The following is a 26,466-nucleotide window of genomic DNA, read 5'->3' as shown; positions in this document are numbered from 1 at the left end:
ATCGAAGCGTCGTTCCGGACAAAGGAGTGTTCCATGCAACCGCAAGCCCACATTTACTGCCCGCATTGCCGCTGGGAGCCCAGGGTCGACAGCCGCTGGTTGTGCACGGCGTCGGAGCCCGGCGCGGGTTGCGGCACCCGCTGGAACACCTTCTGGACGGCCGGCTGCTGCCCCGGTTGCGGTCATTACTGGACCCGCACCCAGTGCCTTGCCTGCAAGCAGTCGTCGCCGCACGAGGCCTGGTATCACTACCCGTCAAACGACACCCCCGGCTATGCGCGCTCGCGTGAACTGGAAACGACCGGCAGCCAGGACGGTTGAGGCGGTTTGGCGTGCGGCGACCAATCCGCGGGCACGCGCCTGAGCGGCACCGCAGCGCTGCCGGTGACCGGCCGGAACGCCAGGATGCAGCGACTGGTTAGGAACTTGCCGGAAATGCGTATCGGCCAGGTCGGCGGTTGCCTGAATCGCGATACGCTACCCGTTCTAGGCCCCGGTCGGGAGGAGTATGCTGGGGAACCGTGTGTGCCAAATGTGGTCACACATCATTCTTGTGCCTCTGGAAAATGGATCAGCCCATATGAATTTGCACCGCCCCCTGCTTACCGCCGCCCTGCTCACCGTGGCCGGCCTCGCCATCACTCCTGTTGCGCCCGTGCACGCTGCGGCGGCGACCAAGTCCCTGGGTGGCAGCCCGGTGCCGGGTGTCTGCATGCTCTCGCGTGAGGCGATCTTCGCGGAAGCCAAGGTCGGCAAGGCCGCCAGCCAGCGGCTGGCCCAGCTGGCGCAGCAGGCGCGCGCCCAGCTCGAAACCGAGCGTCAGCCGCTGGACGCCGATGTGCAGGCGTTCCAGAAGAAGGCCGCGTCGATGAGCCCGGCCCAGCGCAAGCAGGACGGCGAGGCGCTGCAGCAGCGCATGCAGGCTTTCCAGACCCAGGCCGGTGAACTGAACGAGCGCATCCAGCTGACCCGCGCCAAGGTCATGCAGCGCATCGGCCAGGACGCCGAGCCGGCCGTCGCCAGCGCCTACACGGCACACCATTGCGGCCTGCTGCTGGACCGCGACTCGGTGCTGGGTGGCAACACCAGCAACGACATCACCGCCGAAGTGATCCAGGGTCTGGATCGCCGCACCAGCACCATCACGTTCAACCTCGAGCCGCTGCCGAGCAAGTCCGGCAAGTAAGCCCGAACACGCTGGTCGGCGTCGCCTCGGCACGCCGGCCGGCAGTCTCATCCCGAGGGGCGCGCATCGCGCCGTGCCCGTCCGAGTCGCCCGTCGCTGCCGCCTCCGTCGGGCCGCCCACTGCACAGGCCGCTTTTTCCGTCCCCCATCCAGGTCGCCACCCGCACGAGTTCCGGTGACGTGACGCTGCGGCCATGGCGCAGCCGGCGAGTGTCGTAGGCGGACATGCCGCGACCGCAAGTGACCCGTGGCGGCAGCATGGCCGCTTGCTAGTCGGCACGTATGGCAGTCGCCTAGCCGCCCTATCCGCACGATTCCGGGAGATGCGTCACACAAGCGGCCTGGCACGCGCCGCTCGCGGCGAGCTGGCGCGAAGCGTGCTTTAATGTTTGGCGAACAGGGGGCGCGCTCGCCATCATCGGTGGTGCAAGGACGGAGTCCTGCATCACCGATGACTTTCCTGCCCAAGGCCACACCTCACCGGTTTCCGGCCGATCACGCAGCCGCGCCGTGATGCGGCTCGAAGCTCCGTACCACGGGGCAATGCACTTGCCGATCGACGCGTCGGACCCGCGACGCGTCGGGCCCGATCCAGGCGATCCGGGTCAGGATGGATCAGGTGGGCCTGACCGTGAAAGACCCGGTGCCCTATGTCGGCCGGCCGAGCCGCTGCCCGATGCGCGCCACGTCGTCTGCGCCTAGCCGCCGGCCAGACTGCTGGCCTCGGCCATCGACCAGTGTCGCAGCAGGCCGTCCACGCCGGCCTCGATCAGGTCGAAGGCCTCGATGAAATCCAGTTCGCCGCCCAACCATGGATCGGGTACGTCGATCGCATCGTGGCCGTCGGCGTAGCGCATCAGCAGATCGACTTTTGCAGCCTGTGCCGGTGCCAGCCGTCGCAGTCGGTCGACGTGCGAGGCGGTCATGCCCAGCACCAGATCAAAACGCTCGAAGTCGGCTGGCTCGACCAGGCGCGCCCAGTGCGGCGGCATGCTGACGCCGCGGCGGCGCAGCTCGGCCAGCGCTCGCCGGTCGGGCGGGTTGCCGCGTTCCTCACCGCTGACCGCTGCGCTGTCCACCGTCACGCGCAGCTTGCGCGCAGCGGCCTTGTGCACCATTAGGGCCTGTGCAGTGGGCGAGCGGCAGATATTGCCGGTGCAGACGAACAGTACCGAGGGCGAAGCATTCTGGTTCGACATGTGCCCGCGCGGGTCAGCCAGTGGAGCGGTCACGCTAGCAGCGCGCAGGTGTTTCGCAAAGCACTCGGGTCAGTCGTATCCGTCAGTCGCAGGACGGGATGAACGAGTCGGGCGTCGGCTGGGCCTCGGGCCATTGCTGCGGTGCCTTCTGCAGCTTCGACATGTCGTAGCCCATCGCTTTCACCCGCGCCAGCATGGCCTGGTAATCGGCTTCGGAGACATGCGGGGTGCGTGCCATCAGCCATACGTAGTCGCGCTTGTCGCGGGCCACGATCACCTTGCTGTAGTCCGGTGCCAGCCACGCCACGATGTACTGCGCACGCAGGAACCAGAACAAGTGCACTTTCCATTCGGCGTTGCCGGTGTGCGGCACCACGCTGGCAATCGAGTGGATCTTCTTCACTGGTGCGCTGAAGCTGCCGGGGCGGAAGCGGAAGGCGGTGCAGACGCGGCCGTCAGGGTCCAGCTTGTAGGTTTCCACCGGGTTGTAACCGCCGCGCTCGAAGCGCGTGGGGATCGAGGCGATGACGTACCAGCGCCCCATGTAGCGGGACAGATCGACATGCGCCACCGGCGGGATCGGCTGGCTGGCGTGGGCACAGCCGCCGACCAGCAGCAGGGCGGTGAACCAGGGGGTGGCGAACAGGCGCGACAGTTTCATGGGTACTCCGTGGGGGGCAACTCAGGCTTCGCGCGTGAAGCGGTAATGGGCGACCATCCACTCGTGCCCGTGGTCGTAGCCGAACAGCTCGGCACAGGACATCCAGAACATGCGCCAGCGCTGGAACCACAGCCTGGCATGCGGACCGTAGGCCTCCTTCAACACCGCCATTACCGCGTCGCGTTGTGCGTCCTGCCGTGCCAGCCACTGGTCCGCGCTGCGCTGGTAGTGGGTGCCGTCGACCAGCCAGCGCTGCTCGATCTTCAGGTCGCGCTGGAACCACAGCAAGGTATCGGTGGAAGGCATCAGGCCGCCGGTGAAGAAGTGCCGGCCCATCCAGTTGTCCTCGCCCTCGGTTTCGAACGGATACATCAGGGTGCGGTGCGCGAAGATGTGAACGAACAGCTTGCCGCCCGGCGTCAGCCACTGCGCGATGCGGCCGAGCAGGCTCTCGTAGTTGCGCATGTGTTCGAACATCTCCACCGACACGCAGCGGTCGAAGCGTGCCGCTTCCAGGTCCAGCGTGTTGGCGTCCTGGGTCAGCACGATCACGTTGCGCAGCGCGCGTGCGCGGCACTGCGCCTCGATGTGGCGACGCTGGCTGTGCGAGTTGGACACCGCGACGATGCGCGCGCGCGGATAGTGTTCGGCCATCCACAGGGTCAGCGAGCCCCACCCGCAACCCAGTTCGAGGATGTCCTGGCCGTCGGCCAGCTCGGCCCGTTCGGCGTACAGCGCCAGCATGGCCTCTTCGGCCTCCTCCAGCGTTTCGTTGCCTTGCGGGTAATAGCAGCAGGAATACTTCAGGCGCGGGCCCAGGCAGTGCTCGAAAAAGGCGGCCGGCAATTCGTAGTGCTGCGCGTTGGCGGCGTCGGTGTGGATCGCGATCGGGCTCTGGCGCAAGCCGTCGATCAGACGGGCGAAGCGCAGCGCCTGCCGCTCGGGTCCGCTGGCGCGTTCGGCCACCAGGCGCTGCGAACACAGCTGGCGGATGCCCCAGCGCAGCAGTACGTCGGGCAGCAGCCCGCGTTCGGCCAGGCCAAGCAGGCCGGGGGCGGCGCGGTCGGACATTAGTTCGGTCCGGTCCAGGGTGGCAGTGCTCATGACTCGCTCCTCGTGACTTGCGGGCGGCGCGGAAACCAGGGAATCAGCATCGGCGTGGTGCGCTGGTATTCGCGGTAGTCCTCGCCGCGGCTGCGCAGGGCCTGCGCCTCGGTCCAGGGAATGCCGCTGAGCCAGCGCAGGAAGATGTACATGACGACCGGGCCCAGCCATGCCAGCGGGGCCAGCGGAGCACCGTGCGCCAGGGCTACGTAGGCAAACCAGTGCAGCCATTCGAAGAAGTAGTTGGGATGGCGCGAGTAGCGCCACAGACCGCTGCGGCAGGTGTAGCCACGCTGCGCCGGGTCCGCGCGGAAGCGTGCCAGCTGCGCGTCGGCCGTCGACTCGCCGACCACGCTGACCAGGCCTATCAGCACGCCGGTCAGCAGCCAGCCCGGTTGCGTGTGCGGGTTGCCGGCCACGGCCACGAACGGCAATGCAAACAGCGCCACCAGCAAGGCCTGGAACTGGAAGAAGGCGAACCAGCGGGCGCCGCCGTCACCCCACTGCGCGCGCAACTGGCGATAGCGGCCGTCTTCGTTCTCGCCGCGTACCCGTGTCCACAGGTGACGCGCCAGGCGCAGTCCCCACAATCCGCCGAGCACGGCCAGGACCAGCCGCGGTGCAGCAGCGCCACGGCCCAGTGCCGCCAGTGCCACGGCGCCGAAGGCGAGCCCGCACGACCACAGCACGTCGACGATGCCGGCGTTGCGACGGCGCTGCTGCCAGCGCCAGCCGGCGGTCATGGCGACGGCCACCACCAGCCAGACCAGCAACAGGGCCAGCCAGGAATTCATGCGGCACGCTCCGTGGCCGTGGGCTGCAGCCAGTGATGCGCGAGCGAGGTAAGCAGCGGCAGCGCGATCGCCCAACCCGCGGCCAGCGCCGCCAGCGTGTGCCATGCCGGTACCGCCATCGTCACCGCATGCCAGCCGCGTGCGGCGCCCAGGTAGGCCAGCGGGCCGCCGATGCCACCGAACAGCGCCGCCAGCCACGGGCGGTCATGCAGGTAGCCGAACAGCGGCACGATGGTGAAGGCGAACGTCACCCACAGCGCGATCAGCCACGCCGGTGCCGCCTGCGCCGGCCATGCCGCCGCGTAGTGCACCAGCCCCGCCGCAGTCCACGCCGCTTCCAGCAGCAGGCCGACGATCAACCCGACGATGCCCAGGCGAAGCTCCACCGCACGCTGCCTGGAGACCGCCAGGCGCCAGCCGACGAACAGCGCCGCGGCCAGCACGCCCGGCCAGCCGAGGCCGTGGCCGGCGCCGATCACGGCCACGAACCAGACCACTTCGTAGGCGATCAGGGCAACCCAGAAATTCATATGGCCGCCTCGTCGCGTGCGCTGGCCGGGCGCCAGTCCGGGCGTGCCATCAGCAGGTGCGAGACGCCGATGGAGCGTTCGCGGAAGCCGCCTTCGCAATACGCCAGGTAGAACGTCCACATGCGAATGAAGCGCTCGTCGAAGCCCTGTGCGCGCACGTCCGATAGCCGCGCCAGGAAGCGTTCGCGCCAGGCTTGCAGGGTGCGCGCGTACGACTCGCCGAAGTCGTGCTGGGCGACCAGCGCAAGATCGCTGGCACGGGTCTTGGCGGCCAGCATCGCGTTGATCGAGGGTATGAAGCTGCCTGGAAAGACATGGCGCTTGATGAAGTCGACCGAGGCCAGCGCCTGCTCGTAGCGATGGTCTTCGATGGTGATCGCCTGCACCAGCGCCAGGCCGCCGGGCTTGAGCAGGCGGCCGAGCTGGGCGAAATAGGTGTCGAGATACGCGGCACCGATCGCTTCGATCATTTCGATCGACACCAGCTTGTCGTACTGGCCGTCGAGGTCGCGGTAGTCGTCCAGGCGCAGCGTGACGCGTTCCTGCAGGCCGGCCTCGGCCACCCGCGTCGCTGCCAGCGCGTACTGTTCGCGCGAGATGGTGGTGGTGGTGACGTGGCAGCCGTAATGCCTGGCCGCATGCACGGCGAAGCCGCCCCAGCCGGTACCGATCTCCACTACGCGATCGCCGGGCTTGAGTTCGAGCTGGCGGCAGATCGCGTCGAGCTTGCGTGTCGAGGCGGCTTCCAGCGTGTCGTCGGGGCCGTCCCACAGCGCCGAGGAATACATCAGGTCGGTGGACAGGAACAGGCGGAAGAAGTCGTTGCCCAGGTCGTAGTGGGCGGCGATGTTGCGGCGGCTGCCGGCCAGGGTGTTGCGGCGCAGGGCGTGCCAGCCGCGCATGGCCATGCCGCCGAGGCGGGCCAGGCCGGTTTCCATGCCGTCGAGCAGATCGCGGTTGCGCACCAGCAGCCGCACCAGCACCACCAGCGCGTCGGTCGGGCTCATGCTTGGCGCGCTGCAGTTCCACAGGCCATCCATCCATGCTTCGCCGGCACCGACGCTGCCGTTGCGCGCCACCGCACGGTAGAAGCCGGGATCGCGCACGTCGATGCGCACGGTGGGCAGTGCGCCTTCGTCGCCTTCGCCCAGCATCACTTCGCCCAGTGCGTCGCATACCTGCAGCCGGCCGTGGCGCAGGGCACCCAGTTGTTCGAGCAGGCGGCCGCGGAGCAGGCGGTCGATGGCGCCGAAGGCGGCGCTGGAGGCGGCGCTGGAGGTTTCGCTGACAACGGCGTTCATGGCGTGCCTCGGGAAAGTCGTGGATGGTCGTGGACCGGATTGCGCTTCAACCACAGCCGCAGTGCCTGCCAGTGGATCGCGCCGATCACCTGGGCGGTCATCAGCGGATAGCGCCACAGCACCCGCGCCAGTGCGGCGCTGTCCAGCGGCTGGCGTTGCAGGCACAGGTCGGCGTCGAACTCGCGGTTGCCTTCGCGCAGCACGTCCATGTGGACGCGCAGATCGTCACCGGGGGCATTGAAGCGCCAGGCGTAGTCGCGCTGCATCGGCATGAACGGCGATACGTGGAAGCTTTTCGCAAAGCGCCACTCGTACATGCGGCCACGGCGCTGCGCATCGTCCAGCGGCAGCACGTAGGCGTGGCGTTCCTTCCACGGGGTGTTGGTGATCTCCGCCACGATGCATTCCAGGGTGCGGCCGTCGGCACCGTGGCAGTAATAGAAGCTGACCGGGTTGAACGCATAGCCGCCGTAACGCAGGTGGGCGAGCAGGCGCACCGGCCCCTGCGGGCGTTGCCCGGTGGCCTGTTCGACGCGCTGGCGCACGGCTTCGGCCAGCGGCACGTCGTGCGGCGCCAGGAAGTCGCTGCGCCGGAATTCGGCCAGGTTGCGGCGGTCGTTCGACCACAGCCAGCGGCCGGCGAACACCTGGTCCAGCTCGTCCAGGTCGAGGTAGAGCTGGGCCATGCGGTAGCCGAATACGTGCGCGTGCGGAGCCATCCGGCGATGGCGCACCACGCCCTCATAGACGGCACTTTGCAGGGGCGTCCGTTCACTCATGTCGGCGTATCCGTGACCAGGTGCAGGGCGCGCCGTGGCGGGGTGCTGTCCCAGTCGATGCCAAATGCGCTGGCGATCTCGACGGCGCTGCGGATGCCGTCCTCGTGGAAACCCCAACCCCAGTAGGCGCCGGCGAACCACGTGCGCCGGGTGCCCTGGATCTCGCTCTTGCGACGCTGTGCCGCTACCGCGGCGTGGGTATACACGGGGTGCTGGTAGCGCATCCGGCGCAGCACCCGGGCCGGGTCGATCGCCTCGCTGCGGTTCAGGGTGACGATCAGCGGTTCGCTTGCGTCGATGCCCTGCAGCAGGTTCATGCAGTAGCTGACCGTGCAGGGGGCCGTGGGGTCGTCCGGCACGAATGCATTCCAGGCAGCCCATGCCTTGCGATGCCTGGGCAACAGACGATGGTCGGTGTGCAGCACCACGTCGTTGGTTTGGTAGGTCATCGCGCCGAGCACGTCGCGTTCGCGCTCGTCGGGGTCGACGAGCAGGGCCAGCGCCTGGTCGCTGTGGCAGGCCATCACCACGTGGTCGAAACGCTCGTTGCCCATCGGGCTCCACACGGTGACGCCCCGTGCGTGGCGGGTGACCGAATGCACCGGGCAGGACACCCGTTCGTGCACGCGCCAGTGTCGCCGCAGTGCGCGGACGTAGTTGGCCGACCCGCCGCGGACGACGCGCCATTCGGGGCGTCCGCTCACCTGCAGCATCTGGTGGTTGGCCATGAACTGCACCAGGTAACGCGCGGGGAAGGCCAGGATCTGGGTGGGTGGCGATGACCACAGCGCCGAGGCCATCGGCACCAGATGCTCGTCGCGGAAGGCGTCGCCGTAACCGTTGGCGGCGAGGTAGTTGCCCAGGGTCGGATTGTCGTCACCCTCGAGCAGTGCGGGTGCCTCGCGATAGAAGCGCATCAGGTCGCGCACCATGCCCAGGAAGCGCGGCGACAGCAGGTTGCGGCGCTGGCAGAACAGCGCATTCAGCGAGGTCGCGTTGTATTCGCGACCGCTTGCCTCGTGCTGCACCGAAAAGCTCATGGTGGTGGGCTTCGACACCACCCCGAGCTCGTCGAACAACCGGGTCAGCAGCGGGTAGTGGCTCGGGTTGTGCACGATGAAGCCGGTGTCGACCGCAAGGTGCTTGCCGCCCAGCACGATGTCGTGCGTGTGGGTATGCCCGCCCAGGTAGTCGTTCGCCTCGAACAGGGTCACTTCATGCTGGCGCGACAGCAGCCACGCCGAGGCGAGTCCCGCGATGCCCGATCCGATGACGGCGATGCGCACGGTCAATGCTCCGCCCGGGCCAGCACCCAGGCCGGTACCGGTTTCAGGTCATGCACCAGGCCCAGCGCCGACATCAGCTTCAGGCCGTACCAGGTCAGGTCGATTTCCCACCAGCGGAAGCCCTGCCGTGCGCTGCCCGGAAAGAAATGGTGGTTGTTGTGCCAGCCTTCGCCGAAGGTCAGCACTGCCAGCAGCGGGTTGTTGCGGCTGTCGTCGCGTGTGTCGAAGCGGCGCGAGCCGAACCGGTGGGCGAGGGAGTTGATGGTGACGGTGGCGTGGAACAGCACCACCGTGGAGATGAAGAAACCCCACACCAGCATCTGCATGCCGCTGGTGTGCAGCCCGGGAGCGATGTGCTGCATCCACGTGCCGATCGCGTATAGCGCGACGGCCAGCAATACCGGCACGAGGGTGTCGTAGCGGTCCAGCAGGCGCAGTTCGGGGTATCGTGCCAGGTCGGGCACCCGTTCGAGCTCGGTACGGAAGGCGCGCGGGGTGAGGAACCAGCCCATGTGGCTCCACAGGAAGCCGTGCACCTGCGGCGAGTGCGGGTCGGCGGCGGTATCCGCATGCCGATGATGATGGCGATGATGCGCGGCCCACCATAGCGGACCGCGCTGCACGCAGGCGGCACCGATCAGCGCGAACACGAACTGCACAGTGCGCGAGGTGCGGAAGGTGCGATGCGAGAAGTAGCGATGATAGAAGCCGGTGAGCGCGAACATGCGCAGGGCGTAGAGCGCGACCGCGGTCAGTACGGCGACCGTGGACACGCCGGTCCAGATGGCGCCCAGGCAAGCCAGGTGCAGTACCGCGAAAGGCAGCGCGCGCAGGCCGTCGATGCGATCGGCGGCGGCTCCTTCCGGCAGTGGCGTCGACGCGGTATCGAACCACTGCCGCAGACTGCGCCGGAGCTGACCTCGCCGTGCCGGTCGTTCGGCATCGTTGACTGTTTGCGTGGACATGACGGCGGTTCCTGGTCTCTGTGCATGTCGATACGGCTGGTAGGACGAATCGGATGCAGGCCATCGGATACAGCTCGTACTAATGCTGGAGCACGTGCACTGCATCCAATGCACGTTTTCTTGCGTATTCGGGGTGAAAGCAGAACCGCGCCCTGTGAAATTGACCTACCATGACTGCCGATGCCGCCACTGGGAGCACGTCGCCTTTCGAGGCGACCCGAATCGTGTCCACGCCGACACCGCAAGCGAGAGATCCGCGCGACTGGACCAGCGAGATGCTGTCGGTGGCGCGTGCACGCGACCGCGAGTGTTTCATGCGCATCTACGACTACTTCATGCCGCGCCTGTGCCTGTACCTGCGCGGGCTGGGCGCGGCCGAGATGATCGCCGAAGAGCTGGCCCAGGAGGCGCTGCTGCGGTTATGGCAGCGTGCGGACATGTACGACCCGTCGCGTAGCCGCCTGTCGACCTGGCTGTTCCGCATTGCGCGCAACCTGCACATCGACCGCGTGCGCAGGGAGCCGAACTGGATTCAGGTGCTGGACGAGCCCGAGCGCATGGACATGGACGATGAAAGCGGTGTCGCCACCTCGGCGGAGTCGTATGCCGAGCATGTCGATCTGAAAAGCCGCATCGACAAGCTGCCGGCGATCCAGGCCCGCCTGATCCGCATGTCGTACTTCGAGGCGAAGAGTCATCAGGAAATCGCCGACGAGCTGGGCATGCCCCTGGGCACCGTGAAATCCAGCCTGCGGCGCGCCTTCCTGAAACTGCAGGGCGATGTGAGGGGGACGCCATGACACCATGCCATCACCTTGATCCGTCCACCGTCATGGCCTATGCCGCCGGTACCCTGTCGCTGGAGCTGGGCGTGGTCGTGGCGACGCATCTGTCGGTGTGCGCGCACTGCCGTCGGCAGGTGCGCGACGCCGAACGCATCGGTGGCCTGCTGGTGGAACAGCAGCAGGCCGCGACCATCGACGCACCGCGCCGGGAAAGCCTGCGTGCCGCCATGCTGGAACGTCTCGACGATGCAGTGCCGGCGTTGCCGCCCGTACCGCAGAACGATGCGGAGTCGGCCGATCCCGATCGCCTGCCGAAACCGCTGCATCCGTATTTCGGCCCCTCGCTGAGCGCCTTGAAGTGGCGCTGGATGGCCCCCGGCATGTATTGCATCCGCGCCCGCCGCAGCGGTGGCGGATCGTTGTTCATGCTGAAGATTGCGGCCGGCAAGAGCATGCCCTTGCATAGTCATGGTCGCAGCGAGCTGACCCAGATTCTGCAGGGCGCATACAGCGACGCGCTGGGTCATTTCGCGCCCGGCGACGTGGCCGACCTGGACAGCGATGTGCTGCACCAGCCGGTGACCGTGCCGGGCGTGCCGTGCATCTGCGTGGCCGCGCTGGATGCGCCGCTACGCTTTCCGGGCTGGCTGGCGCGCAAGCTGCAGCCGCTGGTGGGGCTGTAGCAGCAGCGGCAGAGGCCATCCCTGGAGTGTGCGCCGACCGGACGCCCGCCCGATGGACGCGCGCTTGAGAGGGGGCGCGGGTTCCGGCAGACGGGCGCCGGTCGATCGGCGCACCGAATGCATACGCAGATTCGACGCGACTGGATGCAGGGCGTTCAACCGGCCCTGCGTTCAGCCAGTTTTGGGCGCGAGCGTACGCCAGGCCGCCAGCGCGGCATCGCGCGAGGCCGGTAGGTCGATCAATGGCGCAGGGTAGCCACGTGCCGTGAGCGCGGCCGGATCGCGCCAGGGTTCGTGCAGCAGGCGCGGCGACAGGTCGGCCAGTTCGGGCAGCCAGCGTTTCAGGTAGCTGGTCTGCGGGTCGAACCGGGCGGCCTGGGCATACGGATTGAACACCCGGAAATAGGGCGCTGCATCGGCTCCGCAGCCCGCCACCCATTGCCAGCCCAGCGTGTTGTTGGCGAGGTCCGCGTCGACCAGCGTGTCCCAGAACCAGCGGGCGCCATGGTGCCAGTGCTGGCGCAGGTTCTTGGTGAGCAGGCTGGCGGCGACCATGCGCACGCGGTTGTGCATCCAGCCGGTGTGCCACAGCTCGCGCATGCCTGCATCCACCAGCGGAATGCCGGTGCGGCCACGTTGCCAGCGCTGCAGCACGGTATCGTCGTCGTCGGCCCAGCGGAAAGTGGCGAAGCGCGGATCGAACGGCTCGCTGGGCGTGTCGGGAAAGTGATACAGCAGGTGGTGCGCGAACTCGCGCCAGCCCAGTTCGCGCAGATACGGCTCGATATCCGGTCGTCGCCGTGCATCGGTACGCGCATGCTGCGTGTGCAGCGCGTGGTGGATCTGACGCGGGGTGATTTCGCCGAAGTGCAAGTGCGGTGACAACCGCGAGGTGCCGTGGCGCGCGGGCAGGTCGCGGCCGTGCGCATAGTCGGCCACGGCATCGTCGCCGAACAGCTCCAGGCATTCCCATGCCCCTGCTTCACCGGGGTGCCAGGTCTGCGCCAGGCCGTCGGCCCAGGCGATGCGCGGCAGTAGTTGCAGGGCGGCCAGCGGCAGGCTGTCTGGCTGGGTGAGCCACTGGCCAGGCCGGGCGGCGGGCAGAGGTGCTTCCGGTTCGAGCCGGGTACGCAACTTGCGCCAGTAGGGCGTGAAAACGCGGTAGGGCGAGTCCTGCCCGGTGGCGATCTGCCAGGGTTCGCACCACAGGTTGCCGCCATGGCTTTCCACGGCCAGCCCATCGGCGCGCAGCGCGGCCTTGAGCCGGGTGTCGTGCGCGATCGCGGCCGGTTCGTAGCGGCGGGTCCAGTAGACGGCGTCGGCCTTGCCTGCACGCGCCAGCCGGCGGACTTCGCCCAGCGTGTCGCCCGATGCCAGGTGCAGCCGACCGGACTGGTCGGCCAGCTGCGCGTCCAGCGCCTGCAGGCTGTGGTGCAGCCACCAGCGGCCGGCACCGCCCGCGGCCCAGGGCGCGTCCTCATCGGGTGCATGCACATACAGTGGCATGACATGCGCATGCGCCGCGCATGCCGCCGTCAGGGCTGCATGGTCGGCCAGGCGCAGGTCGCGCCGGAACAGCACGATCGCGGTGCTCATGCGTGGCCGTATCCGTGCTGCATCGCGGGGCGCGCAGGACGCCGGGGGCGCGCTGCGGTCTGTTGTTCAGGGCATGCGTTCATCGCGCTCTTCTCGAATGGGCGCGTGCAGGTTACGCGTATCCGGAAGAGAACTGGTAACCCACGCGCTGGGACGGGTAAAGCCTGGCGGGCGTGGAAGGCCGTATTTCAGTACCGCGGCGAACGCACCAGACAGGACGTGCGCAGTTCCTCGTAGGGCAGCAGGTTGCTCTGCAGCCAGCGCTTGATGCGCGGGCCGAACAGCTCGTCCACCTTGCGTTCCGGCTTCTTCGGTACGCCGGCGAGCGCGGCATGCTTCCAGGGCTCCTTGCCCAGGTCGGCGATGGACTGCTGGCAGTTGTCGGCAAGCTGGGCATTGGCGGGTAGATCGAGGAACTGGCACAGATTACGCCAGGTCGATGCGCTGTCGTGCTGCAGGTCTTCTAGAAAGACGAAATGGTGGTGTGCCTGACCGGCATGTTCGCGATGGATCTGCATGGCGCGGTTCCAGCGGTGGGTCCACAGCGCCACGCTGCCGTCGAACGCTTCCAGCGCATTGAAGCGCAGGGTGGCGTCGGTCAGCGATGCCACCACGTCCATGCCACGACGGATCACATGGATGAAGCGCGCATCCGGCACCGCGGCTTCGATCTCGGGGATGTAGAGCAGGTGGTTGGGCGTCTTTTCGATCCACGCCGAGCGCTGTGCGTCGGTGGCCATGCGGTCCAGGGTGTCGACGAACTGGCGGGTGCAGGTGCGGACCCGCCACGGCACGCGGACCCGTTCGGGCGCGGTGCCCAGGAGCTGGCTCTGCAGTTCGCGGAACGCGCGTCGGCTGCCGCTGCGCGCCATGCCCAGCCGATGATGCGGGCGCGGCGGACGGTTGCGCGCACCCGGATCGCCCCAGCGCCATTTGAGGTCGGTGAACAGGCCTTCGAAGAAGGCCGTCTCGGGCAGCGTGAATATGGACGGATGGCGGGCCAGCATGGCCTGCACGAGTGTGGTGCCAGAGCGGGGGCAGCCGACGATGAAGATTCGCTGCATGATCGGGATACTGCTTTGCGACGATTGGGATGAGTATTTACCTCATTTCAGGGTGTAAGTCTTGCGTAAGTTTGTGCGTGGCGCCAGTCCCGCCGATACCTGACGTATGCTCGGCCGGGCCAGGTCCCGGTCGGTGGTGACATCGGGGCTCCCGGATACCGGACGGATGGAGCGCGCATGAAATTCCTCATGATGATCTATTGCGACGACTCGCTGCTGGAAGCCTTGCCCGCCGGCGAGTTCGATACGCGCATGCGCGGCTGCCTGGCGCATGCTGATGATCTGCGTGCCGAGGGCAGCCTGCACGATGCGCAGCAGCTCGAAGCGCCGGCCACGGCCCGTTCGGTGCGGGTGCGCGGCGAACAGGTGCAGCTGGTGGACGGGCCGTTCGCCGAAACCAAGGAGTATCTCGCCGGGTTCAACCTGATCGAAGCGGCCGACATGGACGAGGCGGTGCAGATGGCATTGGCATTCCCGTGGGCACGGACCGGCTGCATCGAGCTTCGTCCGGTGCGCGATATCGACAGCGTGCGCCGTCGCGTGACCGGAGCGGGCGGCCGCTGACCGGCTGCGGCACATCGGATGCGGCGACAGCGTCAGCCCGAGCGCGGTCGCCGCGGACCGGGTGCGGAGTGCCGACCCTGCGCCGCGTCGATGGCGTCGATCCAGCCCGCACGCGACTGCGCGAACGCATCGGCGTAGGGCACATAGGGCTTGATGTCGAGAATCGGTGTGCCGTCGAGCAGGTCCATGCCGCGCACCCGCAGTGCATGGTCTTCGACTGCGACCAGCTCCACCGCGGACAGGCCGATGGCGTTCGGTCGATGTGGCGAGCGCGTGGCCAGCACGCTGCGCTTGCCGCCGCCACGCGGTGGCCGCACTTCGCTTTTCCAGCCCTCGCTGCGGTCGAACGCGAACAGCAGCCAGATGCGCTCGAAGCCTTCTAGGTCGCGGAATGCGGCGGCGGGAAAGCCGTCGACGAAAACGATCGAACCCTCGGCCGCACTGCCGCTCTCGGTGCCCTGAGTCACGGTCGGCTGGTGAGGCGCATCGATGCGGCGCGCGTACGGCGAGCGCGCATGGGCGATCGGCTGGAAGGTGAAGCTGTCGGACATGGCGGCCAGGCTGGGCGGTAACACTGCCATTGTCGCAGGCCGCGCATGCAGCGGGGCATTGCCTAGTGTTTCGCGTCCTGTGCGTGCGTTTCCACCACCATGTCCAGCACGTAGGCATGACCGGGCTGGCCCTCGACGGGGTGCCGCACCACATAGCGCTTTACCCGCAGCACATTGCGGATACCGGGCCGATGGGCATAGCCCTCGATCGGCTGGTCCAGCACATGCCATGTGCCGGGCGGTCCGGCCTGCAGGCCGTTGCTGCCGTAGTGGCGCTGGCGTACCCACAGGCATGTCCGGGCGGCCCCCGATGCGGCCTTGCACGGCACCGTATGCGCGGCCACTTCGAGAAACTCGGTGGTACCGGTACTTCCGAAGCGGGTGGCCGGTGTCGGTCTGCCGGTGAACAGCAGGGTATCTCCTTCGACCGTGGTCAGCCGCAGCTGCGGCTGGGCGTCGTTGCCCAGCAGCGCGAAGTCCAGCGGGCCTTGCAGGCGCTGACTGGCCATCTGCTCCATCGCCATCAGCGGTTTGTCGGCGCAGAACATCATGGTGTGCATGAGCCGGCCGATGTCGAGCGTGTGACCCTCGATGTGGTAGCTGCCACTGATCACGTTGCAGGTATGGCTGATGCGCAGGTGGCCGTCGCTGAAATCCAGCTGCAGTGGCTTGTCCGGGTGTGCGAACAGGGCGTCCAGGCGCTGGCCGTCGCTGGCCGTGGCACGGTCCAGCTGCCAGTGATAGCCGCCGAGCACTCCGGCTGGATCAGTGGCGTGGGCGTGGGCGGCAATGCCGGCCAGCAGCAGTCCGAGCAGGCGACGATACATGGGACATCCTCCTCAAGGTCACCACGACGGACAGCATACGCTGCCGCCGGTTCCATGCAGGCCCAGACAAAAAAAGCCCCCGCCATGGGCAGGGGCGAGCGTGCGACGGAAGCGTGCGTGTCCGGGGGAGTAAGGCCGGGACCGGAAGGGGAGGGGATCTCCGCGGTCCCGTGGACGGCTCAGGCACGCATCCGCTGCGCGGGTCGAAGCATCAGAACCAGATGCCGAGGTTCAAGCCGTAAGTGCGCGGCGGCAGGTACTGCGACACATAGACGAAGCTGCCGTTGGGAGCCACGAAGCGACCGGCGTTGGTGCGGACCTTGTCGTTGGTCAGGTTCTGCACGTACATGCCGACCCACCAGCGATCCTGCGGTTCGTGATAGCGCAACGTGAAATCGCTGCGGGTATACGCCTTCTGCATGTCGCCGGAGCCGAGGTTCAGTGGGCTGAGCCAGCTGGAGCTCTCGTGGTGGATGGTGATGCGCGGGGTCAGGCGCGCGCCATTGCTCAGGTGGAAGTCGTGTGCGTACACCGCGGTGACCGAGACATCCGGCGCATGGGCCAGATCGTTGCCGGTGATGTTGATGCAGTTGCTGATGCCCGACTGCGGTGCACAGGCCGGCAGACCGGCGTAGTCGTTGCTGCCGGCGTAGAGCAGGGTACCGAGCTTCTTCTTCGGGATCGCCGAGAAAATCAGGTTGAACCGATCGTTGCGACCGATGCGGGCCGCCAGTTCGGACTCCAGGCCGATGACCTTGGTGACGCCCTGCACGTTGGAGAAGCCCAGACCGTGGTTGCCGTCGGGGTAGACGATCGGCGCGGAGAGCTGGAAGTTCTTGAAGCGCTCGTAGTAGATCGCGCTGTTCCAGGTCATCTGGCCATCGAGGAAGGAGAATTTCGAGCCGACCTCGTAGTTGGTCAATGTCTCGGCCTTGTACGGGGTGCCGCCGTCTTCCAGTCCGCCGGACTTGTAGCCGGTGGACACGCTGGCGTAGACCATGCCGTGCTGGCCGACATCGGCATTGATCCGGGCCAGCCAGGTCAGGTGATTGCTGCTGTACCTGCCGTCGTTGTGCTGGGAGATCGCCCAGCCGGGTGCCGAGGGCGTTTCGTCGGTGGAGATCGGCTGCTGCGGCACGTTCGGGTCGTAGGCCCAGCCCCAGTTGATGCCGCCCTGGTTGGTCTTGCGGTCCTTGCTGTAGCGGGCGCCGGCGGTGAAGTGCCAGGTGTCGCTGATGTTCCAGGTTGCCTGGCCGAAGATCGCGTCCGAATGCACCGTCTCCTTCGGCTGGATGAACGAGCCCTGCCAGCTGACGCTGCCCTGCTGGGTGCCGTTCATGATCGGGATGTCGAAACGGATGTTGTTGTTTTCCTGCGCGTAGTACAGGCCCAGGATCCAGTCGATGCTGTGTTCGCCGCGCGACCGCAGGTCCAGCTCATGGCTGCTGTTGCGGTAGTTGGAGTCGTTGGTGCGGTCCTCCTGGGATACGCCGCCGGTGCTGAAGCTGGTCGGCAGGATCGCGCCGTCATCCTGGGCGAAATCGCTCTTGCCGCTGTAGCGGCTGAAGCCGGCGATGTAGCTCAGCGAGAGGTAATCGCTGAGGTTCCATTCGACCTTGCTGCGAACCGTGTTCGAGGTGCGGTCCAGGTAGGGGGCGGTCTGGATCAGCGCCGACCAGAACTTCTGACCGGGACGCGGATTCTGCATCAGGTTCATGTCCGGCGTGCCGCGGTCGCGGAAATACTCGTAGGACAAGTTCCAGCTGAAGTCGGCGTTCGGCTGCCACAGTGCGCTGATTCGGGCGGCGGACTGGTTCTGCGCGTTGTATTTCGCGCCGCGCGTCACGAACAGGTTGGTATCGATCGGCTGGAACGTGGCAGCAGTGCCGCCGGCGGCGATGTAGTTGGCTTCCTGCTGCGCTACCGACGGGATCTGGCCGACCGGGTTCTGGTAGTCGACGTAGCCGTCATGCTGTTCCTGCGCGATCGCCACGCGCATCGCGAAGGTGCTGCTGATCGGCAGGTTCACCGCGGCGCGGGTGCCGACCTCGTTGTACTTGCCGTAGCTCATCTGCGCGTTGCCGTAGAAGCCGCCCTGGATGTCCGGCTTGGTGGTCACGTAGTTGATGGCGCCGACGGTGGAGTTGCGTCCCCACAGGGTGCCCTGCGGGCCGCGCATCACGTCGATGCGGTCGATGTCGAGCAGCAGGCTTGCAGCCGCTTCGGCACGCGGCGCGTAGACGCCGTCGACGAAGGTGGCCACTTCGGGATCGGCGTATTCGGTCTTGGCGCTGTCGTTGCCGATGCCGCGCATGGTCAGGGTGATCACGCCGTGGTCGCCTTCGGTTGTGGCGGCCAGGCTGGGCACCAGCTGGGTGATGTCCTGCACGGTCATCACGCGGTCCTGGCTCAGCGTATTGGCACCGATCGCGGTGATCGCGATCGGCGTCTTCTCAAGCGGTGTCCTGCGCTTGGTGGCCGTGACCTGGATGGTGTCGAGATTCTTGACGTTCTTCTTGCTGGCGACAGGCGTCGCCGCGGACTGGCTGGATGCTGCCGCCTGTGTCGCGGCAAACGCGTTGCCTGACGCGAGCACAGCAAAAATAGCGCCGCAAAGCGCTGAGTGGCGATACTTCATTTCAGGACTCTCCCCATGGAATGAATTTTTATGCCTGGTTCTCAGGCGAGTCGGATTCGATGGCCGACGGCGTTGGTTTAATCGATCATGACAGCGCTGTCAATTCAAAATTGATAGCGCTGTCATTTTGGTGCAAGCATGGCCGGAGACGTTGCCGCACAAGGCCTTTCGACGTTGCGCTGCAGCATTTCCGGAGAATCTCGGAAGATTCATGCAGATACGTTTCGGGGTGATCTCGCATCGAGTGCGGATGTCGCCCCTTTGCGGTGCTGAATGCATGCCATGTGACGAATACGCATGTTGCAATGCATGAATGGGACAAGCGGCTGGAATGCCATCGACGGGGCATGTCTGGCCGGTCGTCTGGTGTCACCGAGATGGTATGGACGATCACGGTCAATGATCACGGGATCGCGTGCGACGGAGGAGAAGGAAAGCGTTCGGCAATGCCTGGTGCACCCGCATCGAATCGGAAATGTCCTACCATTTGACAGCGCTGTCATCATCTGTCGATACTCGCCGGAACATCCTGGCCGGGGTGGGTGTTGGCATACCCGGCCGTATTGAAGTCGAGGAGAAGGCCGTGCGGTTCGTCGTTGGTGGAAAGGGCGCCTGGTGGTGCGCCTGGGCATTGTTCGCGGGACTTTCCGCCGGCACCCTGGGGCTGGCCCGGGCGGATGCGGGAAAGATCAAGGCATCGACGACGGTGCATCCGTCGCTATGGCCGAAGGGGCACTGGCCGCTGCCGCCCGACGCGGCACTCGAGCAGCGCGTGCATGCGCTGATGGCGAAGATGACCCTGCGCGACAAGGTCGGCCAGGTCATCCAGGCCGACATCGGCAGCGTCACCCCGGCGGATGTCCGCAAATATCGGCTGGGCGCGATCCTTGCCGGCGGCAATTCCAAGCCGGGCGGCGGCCTGCTGGCCGGGCCGGCGAAATGGCTGGCACTTTCGGATGCGTTTTACCGCGCGTCGATGGACACGCACGATGGCGGCGTCGCCATCCCGGTGCTGTTCGGCGTGGACGCCGTGCATGGCGACAATGATGTGCTCGGTTCCACCGTGTTCCCGCAGAACATCGCGATGGGCGCCACGCGCGACCCGGCGCTGGTGCGCGCGATCGGTGCGGCCACCGCGGAAGAGGCGCGTGCGGCGGGCATCAACTGGGCCTTCGCGCCCACGATCACCGTGCCCAGGGACGATCGCTGGGGACGCACCTACGAAGGTTACGGCGAGAATCCCGCACTGGTGGCGCGTTACGCGTCGGCCGCGGTCGAGGGCCTGCAGGGCAAGGCTGGCACGCCGCAGTTCCTGGACAGCGCACATGTGATCGCCACCGCCAAGCATTTCGTCGGCGACGGTTCCACCAAGGACGGCATCGACCAGGGCGACGCCGAAATCAGCGAGAAGGAACTGCGTGACGTGGCCGGTGCCGGTTATCCGCCGGCCATCAACGCCGGCGTGCAGACCGTCATGGCCTCGTTCTCCAGCTGGAACGGCGTGAAGATGACCGGCAACAAGGCACTGCTCACCGACGTGCTGAAGAAGCGCATGGATTTCCAGGGCTTCGTGGTGGGCGACTGGAACGCCCAGGGTCAGATCCCCGGTTGCAGCGACGTTGATTGTCCGCAGGCGATCAATGCCGGACTGGACATGTACATGGCGCCGGACAGCTGGCGCGGGCTGTACCAGCACACCCTGGCCGAGGTGAAGTCGGGCGTGATTCCGATGTCCCGGCTCGACGACGCGGTGGCGCGCATCCTGCGGGTGAAGATGCGGCTGGGCCTGTTTCACGAGGGCTTGCCGTCCAGGCAGCCGCTGGGCGGGCATTTCGACCTGATCGGCAGTGCCGCACACCGTGCGCTGGCGCGTCGGGCGGTGCGCGAATCGCTGGTGCTGTTGAAGAACGAGCACCATCTGCTGCCGCTGAACCCGCACGAGCACATCCTGGTGGCGGGCGACGGCGCCAACAACATTCCCGAGCAGTGCGGTGGCTGGACGCTGACCTGGCAGGGTACCGGTACCACCAATGCGGACTTCCCGCACGGCGAATCGATCTGGGACGGCATCCACAGCCAGGTGAGTGCGGCGGGCGGTACGGCCGAACTGTCGGTGGACGGCCACTACACGCACAAGCCGGACGTGGCGATCGTGGTGTACGGCGAGCATCCGTATGCGGAATTCCAGGGCGACGTGCCCACGCTGGCGTTCGCGCCGGGCGACTCCACCGACCTCGACCTGGTCCGTCGCCTGCGCGCGCAGGGCATTCCGGTGGTGTCGGTGTTCCTGTCCGGCCGGCCGCTGTGGGTGAATCCGGAAATCAATGCCTCGAACGCCTTCGTGGCGGCGTGGCTGCCCGGTTCCGAGGGCGCCGGCGTGGCCGATGTATTGCTGCGCAACGCTGCCGGCAAGGTGCAGTACGACTTCCACGGCAAGCTGCCGGATTCGTGGCCGCGCACGGCGATGCAGACGCCGCTGAACGTGGGGCAGAAGCACTACGATCCGCAGTTCCCCTACGGCTATGGCCTGACCTACGAAGACAACGGCGATCTCGGCCATCTGTCCGAGGTTTCCGGCCTGCCGGCGAACGTGGCCGCACCCGGCGTGTATCTGCAGCACGGCAAGGCTGCGGCGGGGCTCGGTACGCGCATCGCCGGTGCCGACGGCAAGGCGCAGGCCCTGCTGGCGGTGCCTGCGGCGACCCATGACGGCAGCCTGCATGTCAGCGCGCTCGACTACCACCGGCAGGAAGACGCGCGTCGCCTGGTCTGGTCTGGCCACGGCGAAGCAAGCTTCGCGCTGCATGCCGACAAGCCGCTGAACCTGGAACGCCAGACCAATGGCGACGTGGAACTGATTGCCGATATGCGCATCGACGCGCTGGCACCCGGACGCATCACCCTGGGCATGGACTGCGGTGCCCACTGTGCAGCCAGCCTGCCGCTGGAGCAGGGACTGGCCGCCTTGCCGAAGGGCAAGTGGCTGCGTGTCGGCGTGCCGCTGAAGTGCTTCCAGGCAGCGGGTGCCGACATGAAGCACATCGAGGTGCCGTTCCGGCTGCAGACGGCAGCGCATGACACGCTTGCGATCACCCGCATCGCGCTGGGCACCAACGCGCCGTACAGCGTGCCCTGCCACGGCGGGCAGTGACACCCGCCGCGGGTTGTCGGCAAAAGCGTATCGACGAGCGACCCCGTCTCATGGCGGGGTCGCTTGCGATCTGTGGCCGGCCGCGTGTGGGTTATGCTGCCGGCCCCGACACAACGGCACCTACCCATGCTCCGACTGATCGGCTTCGACGGCGACGACACCCTGTGGCACAGCGAGGACTACTACCGTCAGGCAAATGATGCCTTCGCCGCGATAGTGGGGCGCTATGTGGACCTGGCCGATGCCGAGGTCCACGCCAGCATGTTGGCCACCGAGCGGCGCAACCTGGCCCTGTTCGGCTATGGCGCCAAGGGCATGACGCTGTCGATGGTGGAGACCGCCATAGCGGTCACCGGCGAGCGCATCTCGGTCGCCGACATCCACCGGCTGGTGGAGCTGGGCAAGCAGGTGCTGCAGCATCCGGTGGACCTGCTGCCCGGCATCCGCGAGGCGGTGGAGCAGGTGGCACGCGAGTACGCGGTGGTACTGATCACCAAGGGCGACCTGTTCCACCAGGAAAAGAAAGTGCGCCAGTCGGGCCTGGCCGGGCTGTTCGGCCGCATCGAGATCGTCTCGGAAAAGGACAGTGCCACCTACAGCCGCGTGCTGGGCGAGTTCGGACTCGAACCCGGGCAGTTCGCGATGGTCGGCAACTCGCTGCGCTCGGATATCGAACCGGTGCTGCGCCTGGGAGGCTGGGGCGTGCACATGCCCTATCACGTGACCTGGTCGCACGAGCTGGACCACGGGCTAGGCCAGGACGATGCCCATCGCATGCTGACGGTGGAAGCGGCCGCCGGCATTCCGGCGGCGGTGGCCGAGCTGGCGAAGCGCGCCAGCGCCTGAGTCACTCCGTGGCGACGGGGGCGTCGTCGTCCGGGCCGGCGTAGTCGATCGGGAACACCGGGGTGCCGTCTTCTTCCAGCGCCATCACGGCGTCCAGTGCCGAGGTGGCCGCACGTTCGGCGGTCTCCTGCCGGCGGAAGCTGCGGTTCTCGCAGATCGCGTAGTACACCGGAAAACCGCGCTCCAGCGGGGTGACCGCCAGCCATGCGGTATAGCGCGAACCCTCCAGGGTCGCGCCGGAATGGACGCGGTAGCGGTCGAAAATACGCTCAGCCATGACAATCCATCCACGCGGAGAACGCGAGTATAGCCGCGCCCACTGGTGTTTGGCGCGAGGTTCGTGCACATGCTCACCCCAGCCGAAATGGCATGCCCCTACTGCGGCGAACGCATCGAGCTGCTGCTCGACGCCTCCGCAGGCGCGCAGTGCTACATCGAGGACTGCCAGGTGTGCTGCCGGCCGATCACCGTGCAGGTGACGGTCGACGTGGACGGCGAGCCGCACGCCAGTGTGTCAGCGGAGAACGATGCCTGAGCCGGGCGGATTCCGTGGCAGTTCAATCGGCGCGGATCGCCACCACGGGCGGCACTCTGGCCGCATGGCGGGCCGGTCCCCATACGGCCAGCTGGCCGAGTACCCACAGCAGCAGTGCGCCGAGCAGGGGTATGGAGAGCGGCATGCGGTTCATCGGGTAAAAGGCCTTCATCAGGCCAAGGTTTGCCAGCACCGCAAGCACTACGCCGGGAAAGATGCCGCCACTGACGATCAGGAAATTTTCTACATGGAAGTAGCGCAGGATGTCGCCACTTGAGGCACCGAGAGAGCGGCGGATGCCGATCTGCCGGCGTCGCTGGCTGACCCAGAAGCTACTCAATCCGACAATCCCGCCGGCGGTCGCCAGCAGGAGCATTCCGCTGAGGATGCTCATCAGCAGGCTTACGTTGCGGTCGGTGGCGTAGGCGTGCGCACGTGCTTCGGACATCGTGACAATGCCCCTTTCCGGGTCGATGATCCGTAGTCCGCTGCGGCTTTGAAGGGCTCTCAGTGCTGCAGTGATGACGGGTCCCATGGCCGCCTTGGGGGCGGTACGGATCAGATACACCACACCTGCCGGGTCGATATAGTGTGCGGGGACGAGCACGCTGTCTCCATCGGAAGACCGTGTCACGCTGAGTGGCCCCTGTAGCCTGTCGACAATACCGATGATGGTGGTCGGTCCGCCTGGCAGATAGACCGTTTTACCTAGTGCATGGCCATCTGGAAAGAGCTTGCGGGCCAGACTGCGCGTGATGATGATGTCCGGCGAGGCCAGCGTGCCGTCGGGGCCGATCGAACCGACTTCGTCAGGGCGGAAATTGCGCCCCGCAATCAGCGAAACACCAAGGGTGTCGATGGCATGTACGTCGGCAGCGTAGACCATGGCGAACTGTGGCCGCTTCGCCTGGTCAGGTTTGACCTTCAAGCGTGTCGATATGCCGCTCTCACCATAGCCCGCCAGCGGGAAGTCGTTGCTCGAAAATGCGTCACGGACCCCTGCGACATGGCGCAATGCATGCAGATCGGTACGAATGTCGGCATGGATCAGGGTTGTGCTCTGGCCGATCGTCCACTTGTTGCGGATGACGAAAAGATGGGCCTCGTCGGTACCCGTGGCGCGGGACTGGTGGACGATGCGGGTTGCGACAATGAAAAGCGCGTTGGAGGTCACCGCCAGGGTCAATGCCACCTGCAACACGATGAGCATCGTGGCGACTTTGTGCCGGCCCAGTGCGACGATGATCGGACGCAATTGCATGTAGGCCCGGGAAAACGCCATGGCGGAGCCCTCAGTTGTTGATCTTGATTTGCCAGGCGGGCTGGGTCTGTGCCGCGCGCCATGTCGGGTACAGCGCGGATATCACCGTGGCGATCACCGCCACTACGACTGTCAGCGAGAGCAGGGAAGCATCAACGTGCACAAGGCGCGCTATCTTCGACTCGAACAACCCTCCGATGCCCCATAGCCCCAGCATTGTCAGCGCTACCCCGAGCATGCCGCCGACGAAGCCCATGGTGGCACCTTCAACCAGGAACTGCCGGTAGATCGCCGCGCGTGACGCCCCAAGTGCACGGCGAATGCCGATTTCCGGTGCGCGGCGCATGAATCGAGCCAGCATCAGACCAATGACATTGACCAGAACGACCAGAAGAAAGCTGGCGGACACAAGCATGGACAATGTGGATGCTCTCGGCGTGACCTGCAGGTGCGTCATCCAGCGCATCAGGTTGCGTAGGCGTACGTTGGGCGACCACGCGAAACGGCCCAGATGCTGTTGTTCTTCGGCATAGTTGCGAAGGAATTCACGATAGCGCTGCACGCCACCGGGTGTCGCAAGCTCCACCCAGGCATCGATCCGGTCGCATTCGCTGTTCAAATAGGCGCCCCAGTTGGACGTATCCATCTGTCCTGACTTCGTCGGGCAGCCCGAGGTCGATGTGCTGTCCTTCTTCATGTCGGTCGCGCGGGTGAATGGAATATAGATGTCCCCTGCATTGTCGAATGCGTGGTTGCTATTGCTTCCAAAACTGCCCAAATCGTAGAAGCGTGGCCTTGGATTCCACCGATCCAGCACGCCGATGATCCGAAACAGCTTCCCATCCAGTTGGATCTCCTGTCCGATACTGTTCTGATCGTGGAATAACCTCTCGTTCAAATGCCTGCTGATCACGACCACACTGGCGTGCTGCGCATCGTCATGTGGTGTCCATCCACTGCCATAGCGGAAAGGCACGTCGAACATGGGAAAAAAATCGGCGGTCACCGCATCGCCATGCATCGACATGACCGGAGTGGTCTGATCCACCGATTCCACTTGCCATATCGCGGGATAGAGCAGGGTTTGCCGGCGTGCTTTTCGCGCTTTCCAGAGTGCGACCGCATCGATGTAGCTCAGCGTATCCGGCGGTTCGTTCTGCCAGGTGTAGGACGGACCGAAGTTGTCGATCTGCGGCACGAACAGTCGGGACGACTTGGCGGGAAGCGGGTCGCTGGTGGTGGCGCGGAACACGGCGTAGGACACCATGCAGGCCGATACCCCGAAGGCCAGCAGCACGATCACCAGCGCGGTCAGTGCCTTGCTGCGCCCGCTGCTCCGCAGCGCGAGTGCTACGTAATAAGCCCACATAACGTCCCCTGTGACGCGGCCTGGTGATCGGCAGGTACGCGACCCGCCGGTTCTCGACCATACCTGATCGGTACGGCCGCCGCCCGTCTTCCCGAGGGGCTAGAGTGCGCCGGATTCCAGCACGCCGATGTCCGCCGCGCGCAGCGTGTTGCGCAGTGCGTCGTCGCCACCGGGTGCGACCGGCCGGCTCAGGTCCCACAGCAGATGGGCGCGGAAGCCTGCAGCCACGGCGTCCTGCGCGGTCCACAGCACGCAGACGTCGCGTGCCAGTCCGGCGACATAGACGGTGTCGACGCCACGATCGCGCAGCCAGCCGGCCAGGCCGGTGGCGGGACGCGTACCTGCCGGGCCATGGTTCTCGCGGAAGCCGCTGTAGGAATCCACGCGCGGGTCGCTGCCCTTGCGCAGGATCAGGTCGGCGCACGACCAGTCGATGGCCGGGTGCAGCGCAGCACCGGGCGTGTCCTGCACGCAGTGGTCCGGCCACAGTGTCTGCGGCTGGCCGTACAGCTCGATCTGCTGGAACGGTGCACTGCCGTCGTGCGTGCTGGCAAAGGAAACATGGCCGGCCGGGTGCCAGTCCTGGGTGGCGACCACGTGGCGGAACAGGCGGCGCTGCAGCAACTGGTCGATGCCCGGCACGATGACGTCGCCTTCGTGGCAGGCCAGCGTACCGCCGGGCATGAAGTCCGGCTGCACGTCCACCAGGATCAGTGCGGCGCGTTCGTGCGTGGTATGTGGCATGGGCGTGTGGAAAGCGGTTGGAGACGCTAGTCTAGTCTAGCGCGCAG

At 66.4% G+C, this 26,466-nt stretch carries 26 protein-coding genes; 8 read left to right on the top strand and 18 right to left on the bottom strand.

Going from position 1 to position 26,466, the window contains the following annotated elements; translation table 11 throughout:
* The first annotated feature begins 33 nt into the window (after window positions 1–33).
* Both RA164_RS14305 and RA164_RS14300 read left to right on the top strand, forming a co-directional pair.
* A complete protein-coding gene (locus RA164_RS14305; protein WP_329741509.1) occupies window positions 34–321 on the top strand; it encodes a hypothetical protein in 288 nt (95 codons plus the stop codon).
* Between the two features lie 259 nt (window positions 322–580).
* A complete protein-coding gene (locus RA164_RS14300) occupies window positions 581–1,186 on the top strand; it encodes an OmpH/Skp family outer membrane protein (protein WP_329741508.1) in 606 nt (201 codons plus the stop codon).
* Window positions 1,187–1,884: 698 nt separating this feature from the next.
* On the opposite strand, the gene RA164_RS14295 is transcribed toward RA164_RS14300, so the two are convergent.
* The 9 genes from RA164_RS14295 to RA164_RS14255 all read right to left on the bottom strand — a co-directional run bounded on the left by RA164_RS14295 (window position 1,885) and on the right by RA164_RS14255 (window position 9,805).
* Window positions 1,885–2,385, bottom strand: coding sequence for a low molecular weight protein-tyrosine-phosphatase (locus RA164_RS14295; RefSeq protein ID WP_329741507.1), 501 nt, complete (start codon window positions 2,383–2,385; stop codon window positions 1,885–1,887).
* Between the two features lie 82 nt (window positions 2,386–2,467).
* On the bottom strand, window positions 2,468–3,046 hold the full coding sequence (locus tag RA164_RS14290; RefSeq protein WP_329741506.1) for a lipocalin family protein: 579 nt from the start codon (window positions 3,044–3,046) through the stop codon (window positions 2,468–2,470).
* A 21-nt stretch (window positions 3,047–3,067) separates the two neighbouring features.
* The gene (locus RA164_RS14285; RefSeq protein WP_412731044.1) at window positions 3,068–4,150 is read right to left on the bottom strand and encodes an SAM-dependent methyltransferase; all 1,083 of its coding nucleotides are present in this window, start codon (window positions 4,148–4,150) and stop codon (window positions 3,068–3,070) included.
* A complete protein-coding gene (locus RA164_RS14280; RefSeq protein WP_329741505.1) occupies window positions 4,147–4,944 on the bottom strand; it encodes a DUF1295 domain-containing protein in 798 nt (265 codons plus the stop codon). Before RA164_RS14280 ends, RA164_RS14285 begins: the two co-directional genes overlap by 4 nt.
* The gene (locus tag RA164_RS14275) at window positions 4,941–5,474 is read right to left on the bottom strand and encodes a DUF2878 domain-containing protein (RefSeq protein WP_329741504.1); all 534 of its coding nucleotides are present in this window, start codon (window positions 5,472–5,474) and stop codon (window positions 4,941–4,943) included. Before RA164_RS14275 ends, RA164_RS14280 begins: the two co-directional genes overlap by 4 nt.
* Complete coding sequence (locus tag RA164_RS14270; protein ID WP_329741503.1) at window positions 5,471–6,775, bottom strand: cyclopropane-fatty-acyl-phospholipid synthase family protein; 1,305 nt, start codon at window positions 6,773–6,775, stop codon at window positions 5,471–5,473. The genes RA164_RS14275 and RA164_RS14270 overlap by 4 nt, the downstream gene beginning before the upstream one ends.
* Window positions 6,772–7,554: a DUF1365 domain-containing protein gene (locus tag RA164_RS14265; RefSeq protein WP_329741502.1), complete on the bottom strand. Its 783-nt coding sequence runs from the start codon at window positions 7,552–7,554 to the stop codon at window positions 6,772–6,774. Before RA164_RS14265 ends, RA164_RS14270 begins: the two co-directional genes overlap by 4 nt.
* A complete protein-coding gene (locus tag RA164_RS14260) occupies window positions 7,551–8,840 on the bottom strand; it encodes an NAD(P)/FAD-dependent oxidoreductase (RefSeq protein ID WP_329741501.1) in 1,290 nt (429 codons plus the stop codon). The genes RA164_RS14265 and RA164_RS14260 overlap by 4 nt, the downstream gene beginning before the upstream one ends.
* 2 nt (window positions 8,841–8,842) lie before the next feature.
* Window positions 8,843–9,805: an acyl-CoA desaturase gene (locus tag RA164_RS14255; RefSeq protein WP_329741500.1), complete on the bottom strand. Its 963-nt coding sequence runs from the start codon at window positions 9,803–9,805 to the stop codon at window positions 8,843–8,845.
* A gap of 170 nt (window positions 9,806–9,975) precedes the next feature.
* On the opposite strand from RA164_RS14255, the gene RA164_RS14250 reads away from it, so the two are divergent.
* Window positions 9,976–10,605, top strand: a complete 630-nt coding sequence (locus tag RA164_RS14250) for a sigma-70 family RNA polymerase sigma factor (RefSeq protein WP_329741499.1) — start codon at window positions 9,976–9,978, stop codon at window positions 10,603–10,605.
* Entirely contained in the window at window positions 10,602–11,273 is a 672-nt protein-coding gene (locus RA164_RS14245) for a ChrR family anti-sigma-E factor (protein WP_329741498.1), read from the top strand. The genes RA164_RS14250 and RA164_RS14245 overlap by 4 nt, the downstream gene beginning before the upstream one ends.
* Window positions 11,274–11,444: 171 nt before the next feature.
* On the opposite strand, the gene RA164_RS14240 is transcribed toward RA164_RS14245, so the two are convergent.
* Window positions 11,445–12,869 (bottom strand): cryptochrome/photolyase family protein, encoded by a 1,425-nt coding sequence (locus RA164_RS14240; RefSeq protein WP_329741497.1) that lies wholly within the window; start codon window positions 12,867–12,869, stop codon window positions 11,445–11,447.
* A 188-nt stretch (window positions 12,870–13,057) separates the two neighbouring features.
* The gene (locus RA164_RS14235) at window positions 13,058–13,933 is read right to left on the bottom strand and encodes a sulfotransferase family protein (RefSeq protein ID WP_329741496.1); all 876 of its coding nucleotides are present in this window, start codon (window positions 13,931–13,933) and stop codon (window positions 13,058–13,060) included.
* Window positions 13,934–14,110: 177 nt separating this feature from the next.
* Here RA164_RS14235 and RA164_RS14230 point away from each other — a divergent pair, with 177 nt between their 5' ends.
* A complete protein-coding gene (locus RA164_RS14230; RefSeq protein ID WP_329741495.1) occupies window positions 14,111–14,497 on the top strand; it encodes a YciI family protein in 387 nt (128 codons plus the stop codon).
* A gap of 32 nt (window positions 14,498–14,529) precedes the next feature.
* Here RA164_RS14230 and tsaA read toward each other — a convergent pair whose 3' ends face one another.
* The 3 genes from tsaA to RA164_RS14215 all read right to left on the bottom strand — a co-directional run bounded on the left by tsaA (window position 14,530) and on the right by RA164_RS14215 (window position 18,513).
* On the bottom strand, window positions 14,530–15,048 hold the full coding sequence (tsaA, locus tag RA164_RS14225; RefSeq protein ID WP_329741494.1) for a tRNA (N6-threonylcarbamoyladenosine(37)-N6)-methyltransferase TrmO: 519 nt from the start codon (window positions 15,046–15,048) through the stop codon (window positions 14,530–14,532).
* A 62-nt stretch (window positions 15,049–15,110) separates the two neighbouring features.
* Window positions 15,111–15,875, bottom strand: coding sequence for an META and DUF4377 domain-containing protein (locus RA164_RS14220; protein ID WP_329741493.1), 765 nt, complete (start codon window positions 15,873–15,875; stop codon window positions 15,111–15,113).
* 211 nt (window positions 15,876–16,086) lie between these two features.
* Complete coding sequence (locus tag RA164_RS14215) at window positions 16,087–18,513, bottom strand: TonB-dependent receptor (protein WP_329741492.1); 2,427 nt, start codon at window positions 18,511–18,513, stop codon at window positions 16,087–16,089.
* Between the two features lie 583 nt (window positions 18,514–19,096).
* On the opposite strand from RA164_RS14215, the gene RA164_RS14210 reads away from it, so the two are divergent.
* Window positions 19,097–21,664 carry a glycoside hydrolase family 3 protein gene (locus tag RA164_RS14210; protein ID WP_412731043.1) on the top strand — a complete coding sequence of 856 codons (2,568 nt, stop codon included), beginning with the start codon at window positions 19,097–19,099 and terminating at the stop codon, window positions 21,662–21,664.
* Window positions 21,665–21,790: 126 nt separating this feature from the next.
* Entirely contained in the window at window positions 21,791–22,510 is a 720-nt protein-coding gene (locus RA164_RS14205) for an HAD family hydrolase (protein ID WP_329741491.1), read from the top strand.
* A gap of 1 nt (window position 22,511) precedes the next feature.
* Here the strand turns inward: RA164_RS14205 and RA164_RS14200 are convergent, their stop codons facing one another.
* A complete protein-coding gene (locus tag RA164_RS14200) occupies window positions 22,512–22,787 on the bottom strand; it encodes a hypothetical protein (protein WP_329741490.1) in 276 nt (91 codons plus the stop codon).
* Between the two features lie 69 nt (window positions 22,788–22,856).
* On the opposite strand from RA164_RS14200, the gene RA164_RS14195 reads away from it, so the two are divergent.
* Entirely contained in the window at window positions 22,857–23,045 is a 189-nt protein-coding gene (locus tag RA164_RS14195; protein WP_329741489.1) for a CPXCG motif-containing cysteine-rich protein, read from the top strand.
* A 22-nt stretch (window positions 23,046–23,067) separates the two neighbouring features.
* Here RA164_RS14195 and RA164_RS14190 read toward each other — a convergent pair whose 3' ends face one another.
* The 3 genes from RA164_RS14190 to pncA all read right to left on the bottom strand — a co-directional run bounded on the left by RA164_RS14190 (window position 23,068) and on the right by pncA (window position 26,419).
* Window positions 23,068–24,327, bottom strand: a complete 1,260-nt coding sequence (locus tag RA164_RS14190) for an ABC transporter permease (protein ID WP_329741488.1) — start codon at window positions 24,325–24,327, stop codon at window positions 23,068–23,070.
* Window positions 24,328–24,337: 10 nt separating this feature from the next.
* The gene (locus tag RA164_RS14185; protein WP_329741487.1) at window positions 24,338–25,675 is read right to left on the bottom strand and encodes an ABC transporter permease; all 1,338 of its coding nucleotides are present in this window, start codon (window positions 25,673–25,675) and stop codon (window positions 24,338–24,340) included.
* A gap of 99 nt (window positions 25,676–25,774) precedes the next feature.
* Window positions 25,775–26,419, bottom strand: coding sequence for a bifunctional nicotinamidase/pyrazinamidase (pncA, locus tag RA164_RS14180; RefSeq protein WP_329741486.1), 645 nt, complete (start codon window positions 26,417–26,419; stop codon window positions 25,775–25,777).
* Window positions 26,420–26,466 lie beyond the last annotated feature (47 nt).

This window comes from Dyella sp. A6 (genome assembly GCF_036320485.1).
Taxonomy (GTDB): Bacteria; Pseudomonadota; Gammaproteobacteria; order Xanthomonadales; family Rhodanobacteraceae; genus Rhodanobacter_A; species Rhodanobacter_A aluminiiresistens.
Note: the sequence above shows the minus strand (reverse complement) of the source record. Positions and strands in the feature narration are given on the sequence as shown.